The sequence below is a fragment of the Sphingomonas asaccharolytica NBRC 15499 genome, assembly GCF_001598355.1.
Classification (GTDB): Bacteria; Pseudomonadota; Alphaproteobacteria; order Sphingomonadales; family Sphingomonadaceae; genus Sphingomonas; species Sphingomonas asaccharolytica.
The window spans coordinates 1-12,427 of the sequence record NZ_BCYU01000106.1; the positions used below are offsets into that span (position 1 = coordinate 1).

Sequence of the window (12,427 nt, forward strand, 5' to 3'; positions counted from 1 at the left end):
TGAGGGTCTTCTTTCTTCTTCTGTTTCAGCACAGGCTGAAGAAAGAAGACCCTCACCCAACTCTCCCGCAAGCGGGAGAGAAGAAAGCAATCAATCCGGCTTGGCCATGTCGGCTTCCATGTCCCTGATCGAGTCGTCGATGCTCTCGAGCGCATCGCGCTTCGCCTCGGCCCCCATCCGTTCGTCGGCAGCAACGCGCTCGCGGGCGCGGTGGAGACCTTCAAGGGCATGGGCATAAGCCGAGCGCTGGATGTCCTTGGACTTTTCGAGCTTCGCGGCGCTGAGCGTGACGACGCGTTCGATGCGATCGTTGCAGATGATCATCACGCGCCTGTCGCCCTGCCCCTTGTTGATGACCATTTTCTTATCGCCATCAGGACCGGCGTTTCCGCAATTGCCAGAGCGAACGTTGATGTTCACATTTGCCTGCGGGAAGGGGCGCGGATCCGGCCCGGCCATCGGGCCTACCCAATCTTCGGTGACGGTCTTGCCGTCCTGGGTCACGCGAACGATCTTGAAGCGCTTCCCGGGCTTGTCGCTGACTGCCACGCTCATCGCATCGGATGGCGGCGGAGGCGGCGTGTCGGCGCGCTCCGGCGCTGCTGGCGGCGGCGGTAGGTCTGCGCCTTCGGGCTCAGCGGCAGGCGCAGGCGCGGCCGGCACCGACTGCAATTTCGCCGCGACACGCGCGTCGATCGCCGCGATGTCGATCCCGGTGGCTTTCTCAACTCCGGCGCGGACGGTGGCGGCGGCGGGCGTGCCGCTGGCGGTAACGGCCAGGCCGCCGATCATCAGCGCCGTGACGGCGGTGCCGCCCAGCGTCAGTCGAAGCCGTGAACGGCGTCCGGTGGTAAGCATCCTCAAACGTCCTTTCAGATCTTGTATGGTGTGGAGATGGCAGGCCGCCGACACCGCGCCGCCATGCGCCGCCTTGACGATCGCGCAGGCATAAGTGTGACGGTCGATCGCCGAGCGGCCGGCGAGCACCAGCGCGTCGTTGGCCATCTCCTGGTCGGCACGGAATGCACGGAAAGCGCGCCACGCCAACGGGTTGAACCAATGGAGAGCGAGCACCGCCAGCGCGACCCAATTGGCGATCAAATCGCCGCGCTGATGATGGCCAAGCTCATGCAGCAGCGCGAGTTCGCGCTCATCGGCGTCGTAACGCTCGGCGAAATCGCGCGGGAAAGCGACGTAGCGGCGAAAGATGCCGAAGGCGAGCGGCCCCGATGCCGCCGAGGTTTCGATCACTTCGATATCGCCGGCGCGCTCGGTGGAGACGCTCTGGTCGATCATCCGGCGACAGAAGCGCCAATGGCCAAGCGCGTGCCAGGTCAGGAATGCCGCCGCGCCCACGCCCCACAGCACGGCAAGGGCCAGGCCGAGAGAGGAGTAGAGCGACGTGGGCGCGGCGGCCGAGCCTCCGAGCGGCTCGATGACGTAAATAGTGACGGTCTGGCTTGCCTGGTTGAGCAATTGCGGCGCCGCGCTGTGCAGCTGCGGCAACGGGGGCAGCAACAGCCGGACCGCGGGAAGCGCCCATAGCGCATAGGCGATTCCGGGTCCGAACTGACGCCGGACCGGCGCGCGGATGACGAGCACTACCGCCATCAGCAGCGTGGAGGCGAGCAGCGCCTCGATCGCCCAGGCGATCACGCCTTGAGCTCCTTCAGGATGGCCTCGATCTCGGCAATATCCTGCGCGGTCAATTGGTCGCGGTCGGCGAGATGCGCGACGAGCGGGGTCAGCTTGCCGCCGAACAGGCGATCGATCAGCCGCTGCGATTCACCCGCGACATAATCCTCACGCTCGACGAGCGGACGATAGAGGTAGCGCCGCCCCTCTTCCTCATGCGCGATCGCGTTCTTCGCGAGCAGGCGCCCGAGCAGGGTCTTGACGGTATTGGCGCTCCAGCCGCGCTCGGTCGGGACGCGCTCGGCGACGTCCTGTGCCGTCAGCGGGCTTTCCTCCCACAGCACTTCCATCACCGCATGTTCGGCATCGCTGATGCGTTCGGCCACGACTCGCTCCTCGCTATGACTACGGATGTAATCGCACCGATTACGGATGTAGTCAATAGTGTGGAATTCTCGCAGCTCCTTCGTCACCCCGGCCTTGTGTCGGAGTCTGCCCTGCAACAGCGGAAATCATGACTTGGTTGCGCGGCGGATCCCGGGACAAGCCCGGGATGACTGTTGGGAAGTAGAGCAACCGTCGGATTTTCTTACACAAGCCGCCGCTGATCGAGGGCCATTAACCATCGAGCCCCCCAGAAATCCGTACTTGGCACGGACTGGCACGCCCTCTGCAAAGTATCGCGTGCCCGAGCGGTTTCCCGCTTCAGCAGGGCGGACCGGTCGCTCCCCCGATCTCGCGCCGGTCCGCCCTCACCCGGCTTCCCACCAGATCAAGCTTTGCTCGCAGTCACTCGGCAGCGAGCGGTTGCGGCTCCCGGACCCCGCCAAACCACCCGCTTTTCCGGGCGGTCGCGCGCGCAGCGCTATGCGCCATCGCCTTGGGATAGATGTCGCCGAGTAGGCGCTCGAAGGTGCGCTTCCAGCTGAAGTTGGTTTCAACGTGATGGCGCGCCTCGATACCGATCGCCTGATGATCGTCGCGCCAGATCTTGAGCACGTTCGCCGCCATTGCCCTCGTGTCGTCGACCGGACCCAACAGGCCGAGGCCCTGGGGCACGCGATCGGGCATCGCGCCCGACGCGACGCCGACCACTGGCAATGCGCAAGCCTGCGCCTCGAGCACCGAGATGCCGAACGTCTCATCGGCCATGGCCGAGACGTAGATGTCCGACGAAGCCAACGCACGGGCAAGTTCGGCGCGGTTCTTTTCGAACCCCGGGAAAGCGACCGGCAGGCCCCTCGCCTCGGCTTTGAGCCGGTCCATCAATTTGCCGTCGCCGATCATCACCATCGCGGCGTCGAGGTCGCGGGGCAATTGCTTGAACATGGCGACGAGGCGGTCGGCACGCTTCTCGTTGTCGACGCGGCCGGCATAGACAAGCAAAGGACCGCGGAAATCGAAACCGAGTTCGTGGCGGAAGGCGGGATCGCGCTTGGCGGGCGAGAACATGTCGATATCGACGCCCAGCGGCAACACATCGGTTCGTTTGATCCCGTGCCCCGCCAGCACCTGCCGGGCATCCTCGCTTAGCGTGTAGACCCAGTCGAACTCGCGATAGGTTAGCTCGGCATAACCATAACTCAGCCATTGCAGCCCGCGGCCGATCGTCTCGCCGAACTTGTCGCGGCCGACGCGATAGACATGCGCGTTGGGGAAATCGGTGCGATAGCCGGCGACCAACGTCGTTTCCGGGAATTTCCTGCGATGGTTGATGGCGGTCCAGGGCAGAACCCAGGGACACAGCGACTCGATTACGTCGGGCCGGTATTTCGCCAGGATGTCGCGGACCACGGCGGTACGAAGGATGAAGCGATAATTGGGGCTGCCATGCACGCGTGGAGCTGCCACTTCCGCGAAGATGTGGCGGCCATTGACGGTGATCTTGTCTTCCGGACCCGGCACGATCTGCAGCAGATGATGCGGGGTGTGAGTCAGCACATAATCGCGCTTTTCACGCAGATAGGTGCTGATACCGCCACCGCCCGAAGGCGCGTAGCTTTGAGTCAAATCGCATAGGATCAGCGGCGCACCGCTCTCTCCTGCGCGGCGCGGGGGGTCGCCTTGCAGCAGCATGTTTATTCCCTTTTTACGCGCGCACCGGTCAGGCGGCGGGAGTAGCTCCTTGTTCGGCGAGAAGCTGGGACAGCTCCCCACTCTCGTACATTTCCATCATGATGTCCGAGCCGCCGACGAATTCGCCCTTCACATAGAGCTGGGGGATGGTCGGCCAGTCGCTGAATGCCTTGATCCCCTGACGGACCTCCTGATCCTGGAGCACGTCGACACTGTCGAACTCGACCCCAAGATGCTGGAGAATCGCCACAGCACGGCTCGAAAAGCCGCATTGCGGGAATAGGGGGCTACCTTTCATGAATAGCAGTACGTCGGAACGCTGTACCAGTTCCGCAATACGCGCCTGCGCGGCGTCGGTCATTGTCTTCACTCCTTCATTCGGCGGCGGTGGTGAGCTGGAGCGCATGGAGCACACCGCCCATGCGTCCGCCCAACGCGGCATAAACCGCCTGATGCTGTTTCACGCGTGACAGGCCGCTGAACGACTTGCTCACCACACGTGCAGAATAATGGTCGCCGTCGCCGGCCAGGTCGGTGATCTCGACCCGCGCGTCGGGAATATTCGCCACGATCAACGCGCGTATGTCATCGGCCGCCATCGGCATTTTAGTTGGATTCCATCAATTGCCGGCGCGCTTCGACCATCCGGTCCTCGATCGCCTTGCGGACATCGGCTTCCTCGACTTCGATACCGGCAGCGGTCAGGTCGCCGTACAGCTTGCGCACGACATCCTCATCACCGGCTTCCTCGAAATCGGCCTGGACGACAGCCTTGGAATAAGCGTCGGTTTCTTCGGGGGTTAGCTTCATCAGCCCGGCCGCCCATTGGCCTAGCAGCCGGTTGCGACGGGCGATCACGCGGAACGCCATCTCTTCATCGCGCGCGAACTTGGTTTCGAAAGCGCGTTCGCGGTCGTCGAAGGTGGTCATGGCTACTCCCTGGCGTTCGTTACGCCTGGGGAGATAGGGAGGCGAAAGGAGGTTGGGAAGAGGCGGATGGCTCGCGCGTCACCGTGTTCGGGATCGTGTAGTGGTTGCGCCATCCCCGCACGCCTCTTTACGAAGCAGCGGACGCCCAATTGTTTATCCGCTGATAGCAGTAATGCGCGTCGGCGGGCGTCGCACGATCTTCGCGGCTTCGTGTCTTTGTGCGATAAAACGACCTCGCACAAAGACGCAAAGCCACGAAGAAGAAGGCTTGCGCTACGCGCGGAACGCTATTCTCTAAGCAGCAATCGCAGATTACGCTGCGACCTTGACCACCAGCTTCCCGATCGCGCCGCGCGCCGCCATCTTGGCAATGGCGTCGCCACCGCGTTCGAACGGGAAGACTTCGGTCACGCGGGGCGCGATGCTGCCGTCTTTCCACAAACGGAACAGGCGATCGACATGGGCGCGATTGGCCTGGGGATCGCGCGCGGCGAAGGCGCCCCAGAACACGCCGCAGACGTCGCAGCTCTTGAGCAGGGTCAGGTTGAGCGGCAATTTGGGGATACCGGCCGGGAAGCCGACCACCAGATAGCGCCCTTCCCAGCCGATCGAGCGCAACGCCGGTTCGGCATAATCGCCGCCGACCGGATCATAGATGACGTCGGCGCCGCCGGCCCCCAGCACCGCCTTGAACTGATCGGCGAGCGCCTTCGACTGATCCTTGTCGAACGGCGCGCGGCCATAAATGACGACATCATCGGCACCGGCGTCTCGGCAGGCCTGAGCCTTCTCCTCGGACGATACCGCGGCGACCACGCGCGCGCCGAACGCCTTGCCGAGCTCAACCGCCGCCAGCCCGACCCCGCCCGCGGCGCCCAGCACGAGCAAGGTCTGCCCTTCCTTTAGGTGGCCGCGATCGAGCAACGCATGGATGCTGGTGGCGTAAGTCAGTAGCAAGGACGCCCCTTCTTCGAAACTGCGTTCGGCGGGGAGCGCGTAGAGCGACGCGGCGGGGACCGCGATCTTCTCGACCAGGCCACCGGCGCCAGTGGTGCACAAGACGCGGTCGCCGGGCTTGAAGTCGGTCACGCCCTCGCCGACGCTCTCGACCACGCCCGAAACCTCGCTGCCCGGGGCGAACGGGCGCGGCGGTTTCATCTGGTATTTGTCCTCGATGATCAGGACGTCGGGATAATTGATGCTGCAGGCCTTGACCGCGACGACCACCTGACCCGGCCCCGCAACGGGATCGGGCAGATCGTCCATCACCAACGTTTCAGGTCCGCCCGGCGCTTTCGACAGCAAGGCCCGCATAGTCCATCTCCCGGCTCAACCACGGCCGTTCTGACGAGACCGCGGATTCGTATTTCGAAATCGCGGTATCCCTTGCCAGCGTCAATCCCACCTCGTCCAGCCCTTCCATCAGGCACTGGCGTCGAAAAGGGTCGATGGAGAATTCGAAGCGGTCCTGGAACGGCGTGGTGACCGTCATTGTTTCGAGATCGACGGTCACCTCGTCGGTCTTGGCGACCTCGACCAGGCGGTCGATCGCGTCCTGCGGCAGGACGACCGGGACGATGCCGTTCTTGACCGCATTGCCCGAGAAGATGTCCGAATAGCTGGGCGCGATGATCGCCTGCACGCCCATGTCCATCAGTGCCCAGGCGGCGTGCTCGCGGCTCGATCCGCAGCCGAAATTGTCGCCGGCGATCAGGATCGGCGCTCCGGCATAGCGCGGATCGTCGAACATATTGCCGGGCTGGGCACGCACCGTTTCGAACGCGCCCTTGCCCAGGCCGGCGCGGCTGATCGTCTTCAGCCAGTGCGCCGGGATGATCACATCGGTATCGACGTTCTTCGCGCCCCAGGGATAGGCGCGGCCTTCGACCTTACGGACTGGGGTCACTTATTTGGGCTTTTCGCTTGGTTTTTCGGGAGGGGCAGGCATCGCCATCGCGGCATAAGCGGCAATCCCGCTCAAGATCGAACCGGCGACCAGCAGAACGAGTACGCGTTTCATTGGCGATCCCCCATCAATTCGCGAACGTCGGTCAGCCTACCAGTAATCGCTGCCGCCGCCGCCATTGCCGGGGATAGTAAATGTGTTCTCGCCCCGGGACCCTGCCTTCCTACGAAATTCCGATTCGAGGTGGAAGCGCATCTTTGACCAGGCGGTACTTTATCGGGGTTCATTGCCAGGCACATCGAGCATCCAGGCTCACGCCATTCGAATCCGGCGGAAATGAAGATGCGGTCGAGCCCTTCGATTTCCGCCTGCCGCTTGACCAGGCCGGACCCCGGCACGACCAGCGCGCGAACGCCGTCGGCAACATGGCGGCCGTTCGCCACCGAGGCAGCGGCGCGCAGATCCTCGATACGGCTGTTGGTGCAGCTGCCGATGAAGACCTGATCGACCCCGACATCCTGCATCGCAGTACCCGGAGTCAGGCCCATGTAATCGAGCGACTTCTGCGCGGCGGCGCGCTTCGACGGGTCGGCGAAACTGTCGGGATCGGGCACGTGGCCAGTGATCGAAACCACGTCTTCCGGGCTGGTGCCCCAGGTCAGCGACGGCGCGATGTCGCTTGCCGACAGACGAACGGTAGCATCATAGACCGCCTGGGCGTCGGTCGGCAGCGTCCGCCACCAGGCCACGGCTTTGTCCCATTCCTCACCCGACGGCGCCATCGGGCGCCCTTTGAGATAGGCGAAAGTGGTATCGTCGGGCGCGATCAGGCCAGCGCGCGCGCCGCCTTCGATCGACATGTTGGCAACCGTCAGCCGCCCCTCGACCGACAGGTCGCGGATCGTGTCGCCGGTATATTCGATGACATAGCCGGTGCCGCCAGCGGCGCCGATCCGGCCGATGATCGCCAGCACGACGTCCTTGGCCGAGACACCGAAGCCGAGATCGCCGTCGACGCGGATTTCCATCGTCTTCGATTGCTGGAGCAACAACGTCTGGGTGGCGAGGACGTGCTCGACCTCGCTGGTCCCGATGCCGAACGCCAGCGCGCCGAGCGCGCCGTGCGCCGAGGTATGGCTGTCGCCGCAGACCAAGGTGGTGCCGGGCAAGGTGAAGCCCTGTTCGGGGCCGACGACATGGACGATGCCCTGCGCCGCGGCCAGCGCGTCGATATAGGGCACGCCGAATTCGGCGACGTTGTAGCGCAGCGTCTCGAGCTGGTTGGCGCTTTCGGGATCGGCGATCGGGATCGCGTGCCCGGCCGAATCGACGCGCGGCGTGGTCGGCAGATTATGATCCGGCACCGCAAGCGTGAGATCGGGCCGGCGCACCGCGCGTCCGGCGGCACGAAGCCCCTCGAACGCTTGCGGGCTGGTGACTTCGTGGACCAGGTGGCGGTCGATATAGATCAGGCACGTGCCGTCGTCGCGGCGTTCGACGACGTGGGCGTTCCAGATCTTCTCATAAAGGGTCTGCGGGCGGGGGGTCATGGCGGCGACTTACTCCCTCCGCGCCCGATCGCAAGCAACAAAGGAAAACTGTCTGCCGATCAGATTGAAAGAAACGGCGAGGCATGACAGCGTCATTCCTTCGGCGAGACGTAATCCGCATCGTGGTCGAACGGTATGTCGTCACCCGCACGCATCGCTGCGAGGACCGCGGCGAAATCGGTCGCGCAGCGGAACCCGAGGCCGCGTTCGAGCGCGGTGGCGTCGTAGACCCGGCCGATGCTGGCCGGCAGCGACCAACCGCGCGCCGCGAACAGATCGGCCGCATCGGGAAACAGCCGCGCGATCACCGCGCGGGCATCGCGTTTCAGCTCGACGACATCGTCGCGCGAAAACGGCGTCGGCGCCGAGGCAATATAAGTGGCAAAGCCGATCGCCGGGGCGCGGTCGAGCGCGGCGATATGCGCCCGCGCGCAATCCTGGACCGTCAGGCGGCGGTTGAGGAATTCGTTGGCCTTCATATTCTCGCCCGACAGATCGCGATGCGTGTCGTCATCCTCGGGGAAAAAGCGCGACGTGCGTAGGATGATGATCGGCAGCCCGGTGTCGGCATGGCCCAGGCGGCACACTTCCTCGGCCGCGCGTTTGGTCACGCCATAGATGTTGCGCGGGCTGAGCGGCCCACTGCTCTCGTCGAGCCACACCGCCTCGTCGGCCGTTTCGTCACGGATCGCCTGGGTGATCATCAGAGACGTGGTCGAGGTGAAGACGAACCGGTCGGCCCCCGCCGCTATCGCGCATTCGAGCAGGTTCAGCGTGCCCGTCACGTTGACGTCGATGAACGCCTGGCGCGGATAGCGCACGATATCCGGCTTGTGCAGCGCGGCGCCGTGAATCACGCCCTCGATGCCATGGCTGAACATCACGCGCTCGACCAGGCAGCGATCGGCCACGCTACCGACGACGCGCGTGTCGGGGCCCGCAGCGACGTCCATGCCGACCACTTCGTGACCGGCGGCGCGCAGCATCGGCGCGAGATGGCGGCCCAGCCAACCGGTCGATCCCGTCAATAATATCCGCATCTAGGATCCGTAAACCTCAGGCCGCTGCCTTTTCCCGACGGCGATCGGCATAGACGGTCGAGCGGGTGTCGGACAACAGGTGCAGATCCTCGGCCTCGACCGGCGTAATCGCGCGGTCGACATAGTCGAACCGCTTCGGGTCGCGCATGATGCGGCGAAGCATCAGCCGAAGTCGGGCGTAAGTGAGCAACGTGCCACCCAGCGCGGCCACGCTGTGTGCCAGATACTTGGCGTGGAACGGCACGAACATCTCGACCGGCAAGTCCGATCGGCGCTGCTCGCGACGCTTGATACGAAAATAGCCCGATTCGAGCTTGGCCACGCCTTCGAGCCGTACCGCTTCGCGATAGGCGACCAATCGATTGATCGTGGTGAAGCGCTTGTTGGATCGCAACGCGACCAAGCGTTTCACCACGCGTTCCATATGCTCCCAGCTGTAGAAGCTGCGATGCGCGTCGCGATAGGCCCGTTCCCATTCTTCGTCGCTCATCCGCGGATGATGCGTAACGCGGTGGTTGAGATCGTATTTGGTCAGATCGGGATCCATCCAGGTGCCGGCATTGTGGAGCCGGCGGTGATCCTCGCTCCCCGGCAGCGGCGTCAGATAATTGAGATAAATCGTGTCGACCGCGAGTTCGTCCTTGAGGATCTCGATATCGCGCTGGATCGACTCATAGGTATCGTTGGGAAAGCCGATGATATAGCCGCAGGTGATGAAGATCGGATGGCGCTTCCACGCCAGGAACATCGCGCGATAATCCTCGACGCGGTTTTGCCGCTTCTTGGCGCCCTCCAGACTGTCGGCATTGACGTTTTCCAGCCCGATGAAAATCTGGTCGGCACCGGCGGCAACGCATTTGTCGATGAAGTTCGGGATTTCGTGCGCCAGCGTGTCCACCTGAATGATCAGGCGGACGGGAAAGCCCTGGTCCTTGAGTGCAATCAGCCGATCGCAGAATGCTTCCCAATTGCGGTTGCGGGCGAAATTGTCGTCGGTCAGGAAGAAACGATCGATCCCCTGCGCGGCGTTGGTCCGCACGATCGCCTCGAGATCGTCGGCCGAGCGAAACCGGCTCTTGCGCCCCTGGACGTTGATGATCGTGCAGAACGAACATTCGAACGGGCAGCCGCGGCCGAGGTCGAAGCTGGAATAGCGCGTGATGTTCTTGGCGACCTGGCCTTTCGGCATCAGCGGGATCGGCGCGCCGTCGAGATTGGGTGTCTCCTTGAGATGATCGTAGAGCGGCTTCATCTGGCCGTGCAGCGCGTCCTGCAGCACCTCATCGATACGGCCGTCTTCGGCCTCCCCGGCAAACAGGCCGATGCCGAGCGTCTGGGCCTCGACCAGTTCGGGCGGCAATTCCTTGAGCATCGAGATGCAGCCCGACACGTGGAAGCCGCCGATCGACACCGGCAGCCCCGCTTTGCGGAACTCCCGCGCGAGGTCGAGTGCGCGCGGATATTGGTTGGTCTGGACGCCGACCAGGCCGATGAACCCGCGCCCCCCGTGACGGCGGATATCGCGAATGATCCGTGCGGGATCGACATGATCATGGATCTCGTCGATCGAATGGACATCGGCCGGGATGTCGCCAAGTACGCCGCGGGCAAGCGCGTCGCCGACGATGCCGTTCAGACAGGCTAGCGAGTTGGAGGGAATGATCGACCGCCACCATTGCAGCGGATAGCCGTCATCGTCGTATCGCGTCGGCTTGATCAACCAGATCTGAAAGCGTCCCGTCCCCATAGACACCTCGTTCCCGCAAGGGGCGAAGCCTATCCGATTCGGTCCCGGGGTAAACCCTCATTCGCGCGCACGCGGCAACGGCGCGGTCCTGATCGCGAGCCGATCAGTTTCGCGCGGCCGCCGGGTGCTACGTCACGCCGTGGCCAGCGTCTCGTATTTCGCCGTCGTCTTGGCCGCCACTTCGTCCGCGGTGACGCCGGGCGCGAGCTCGACCAGGCGGAAGGGGGACTGGTGGTCGGGGCGCTGGAACACGCACAGATCGGTGATCACCATGTCGACCACGTTCTTGCCGGTCAGCGGCAAGGTGCAGGCCGGGATGAACTTGGGATCGCCGTTCTTGCTGGTATGCTCCATCACGACGATGATCTTCTTGACGCCGGCGACCAGATCCATCGCGCCGCCCATGCCCTTGATCATCTTGCCGGGGATCATCCAATTGGCGATGTCGCCATTCTCCGCGACTTCCATCGCGCCGAGCACGGTCAGGTCGATATGCCCGCCACGGATCATCGCGAAACTGTCGGCAGAGGAGAAATAGACCGATTGCGGCAGTTCGCTGATCGTCTGCTTGCCGGCATTGATCAGGTCCGGGTCTTCCTCGCCGGCGAACGGAAACGGGCCGATCCCGAGCATGCCGTTCTCCGACTGCAAGGTCACTTCGACGCCGGCCGGAATATGGTTCGCAACCAGGGTCGGGATGCCGATTCCCAGATTCACATAATAACCGTCGCGCAATTCCTTGGCGGCGCGGGCGGCCATGTCGTCACGTGTCCAACCCTTGTTTTCTTGGGCCATCAATCTTCCTTTCTGGCGACCACCACAGCGGGCGGCAAAGCATCGTCTTCGGTCGGAGCGCCGCGCTCGGCATCGAGCCCCATCCAGATCCGTTGGAGCGCCTCATCCTCAGGCACGCCGATGGCCTTGGCATAGGTCGACGCGGCGTTGCGGATGACATCGACCATCGCGATGCCGAACAATGCTGGGTCGGCGCCGAGCGGACGCGGATTGACGAAGCACAAGGTTCCGCCATCCTTCGCCCAGACACGCAGAACTTCGTGACCGCCGCCGAGCGCTTCGGCGAAGGGGACGAGGTCGATCGGGATCGGTTTATCGGTCATATTGTCACGGGCGGGGCGGCGGACGCCGCCACAGGTCGGGGCGCGCGGGCGCTGTGGCTGCCGGCGCGGGCATAGTGGGCACCGGAGCGGCAACGGGAACGGGCGCGGTCGCGGGGACGGGCGCGAGCGGCTGCGCGCCGGGATCGGTCCAGCGCCGGTCCTTCGGGAAGACGTCGTCGATATCGCCCTTGAGCGCAGTGCCGTAGACCGGGTTGGGCAATACGAACCAGCCATGCCCCCACAGCATCCTGAGCTTGGGCGAACTGGTCTGCGAGCGGCGTTGCGCGGGCGTCATGCCGGGTGCGTTGAACAAATCGGTGAAATCGCCGAGCTGGTCGCCGACCATCGCGATCACGCAATATTTGCCCGAAATCGCCCAGCGGCGGGCATCCTTGCCGCTCCCGCCAGTCGCGTCGTCGCCTTTC

13 protein-coding genes and 1 pseudogene are annotated in these 12,427 nt (G+C 64.0%); all 14 read right to left on the reverse strand.

What is annotated here, in order from left to right; all coding sequences use genetic code 11:
- Positions 1-90: 90 nt before the first annotated feature.
- Positions 91-1,656 carry a M56 family metallopeptidase gene (locus SAS01S_RS19730; protein WP_066812591.1) on the reverse strand — a complete coding sequence of 522 codons (1,566 nt, stop codon included), beginning with the start codon at positions 1,654-1,656 and terminating at the stop codon, positions 91-93.
- A complete protein-coding gene (locus SAS01S_RS19735) occupies positions 1,653-2,021 on the reverse strand; it encodes a BlaI/MecI/CopY family transcriptional regulator (RefSeq protein WP_066812593.1) in 369 nt (122 codons plus the stop codon). Before SAS01S_RS19735 ends, SAS01S_RS19730 begins: the two co-directional genes overlap by 4 nt.
- A 403-nt stretch (positions 2,022-2,424) precedes the next feature.
- Positions 2,425-3,711, reverse strand: coding sequence for a glycosyltransferase (locus tag SAS01S_RS19740; RefSeq protein ID WP_066812595.1), 1,287 nt, complete (start codon positions 3,709-3,711; stop codon positions 2,425-2,427).
- Between the two features lie 28 nt (positions 3,712-3,739).
- Positions 3,740-4,072 carry a Grx4 family monothiol glutaredoxin gene (gene grxD, locus SAS01S_RS19745; protein ID WP_066812597.1) on the reverse strand — a complete coding sequence of 111 codons (333 nt, stop codon included), beginning with the start codon at positions 4,070-4,072 and terminating at the stop codon, positions 3,740-3,742.
- A gap of 13 nt (positions 4,073-4,085) precedes the next feature.
- Complete coding sequence (locus tag SAS01S_RS19750) at positions 4,086-4,316, reverse strand: BolA family protein (RefSeq protein ID WP_066812599.1); 231 nt, start codon at positions 4,314-4,316, stop codon at positions 4,086-4,088.
- 1 nt (position 4,317) lies between these two features.
- On the reverse strand, positions 4,318-4,641 hold the full coding sequence (locus SAS01S_RS19755; protein WP_066812601.1) for a DUF1476 domain-containing protein: 324 nt from the start codon (positions 4,639-4,641) through the stop codon (positions 4,318-4,320).
- A 312-nt stretch (positions 4,642-4,953) separates the two neighbouring features.
- The gene (locus SAS01S_RS19760) at positions 4,954-5,955 is read right to left on the reverse strand and encodes an NADPH:quinone oxidoreductase family protein (protein ID WP_174544992.1); all 1,002 of its coding nucleotides are present in this window, start codon (positions 5,953-5,955) and stop codon (positions 4,954-4,956) included.
- Entirely contained in the window at positions 5,918-6,547 is a 630-nt protein-coding gene (gene leuD / locus SAS01S_RS19765; protein ID WP_066812603.1) for a 3-isopropylmalate dehydratase small subunit, read from the reverse strand. The genes SAS01S_RS19760 and leuD overlap by 38 nt, the downstream gene beginning before the upstream one ends.
- Before the next feature lie 110 nt (positions 6,548-6,657).
- A complete protein-coding gene (gene leuC / locus SAS01S_RS19770) occupies positions 6,658-8,097 on the reverse strand; it encodes a 3-isopropylmalate dehydratase large subunit (RefSeq protein ID WP_066812605.1) in 1,440 nt (479 codons plus the stop codon).
- Positions 8,098-8,189: 92 nt separating this feature from the next.
- Positions 8,190-9,137: an NAD-dependent epimerase/dehydratase family protein gene (locus SAS01S_RS19775; RefSeq protein WP_066812612.1), complete on the reverse strand. Its 948-nt coding sequence runs from the start codon at positions 9,135-9,137 to the stop codon at positions 8,190-8,192.
- Between the two features lie 16 nt (positions 9,138-9,153).
- Positions 9,154-10,884, reverse strand: coding sequence for a B12-binding domain-containing radical SAM protein (locus SAS01S_RS19780; RefSeq protein WP_066812613.1), 1,731 nt, complete (start codon positions 10,882-10,884; stop codon positions 9,154-9,156).
- 132 nt (positions 10,885-11,016) lie between these two features.
- Complete coding sequence (locus tag SAS01S_RS19785; RefSeq protein ID WP_066812614.1) at positions 11,017-11,679, reverse strand: CoA transferase subunit B; 663 nt, start codon at positions 11,677-11,679, stop codon at positions 11,017-11,019.
- Positions 11,679-12,002, reverse strand: coding sequence for a DUF5076 domain-containing protein (locus SAS01S_RS19790; protein ID WP_066812615.1), 324 nt, complete (start codon positions 12,000-12,002; stop codon positions 11,679-11,681). Before SAS01S_RS19790 ends, SAS01S_RS19785 begins: the two co-directional genes overlap by 1 nt.
- Before the next feature lie 4 nt (positions 12,003-12,006).
- Positions 12,007-12,427, reverse strand: a pseudogene (locus SAS01S_RS22900) (hypothetical protein); the annotation flags it as partial.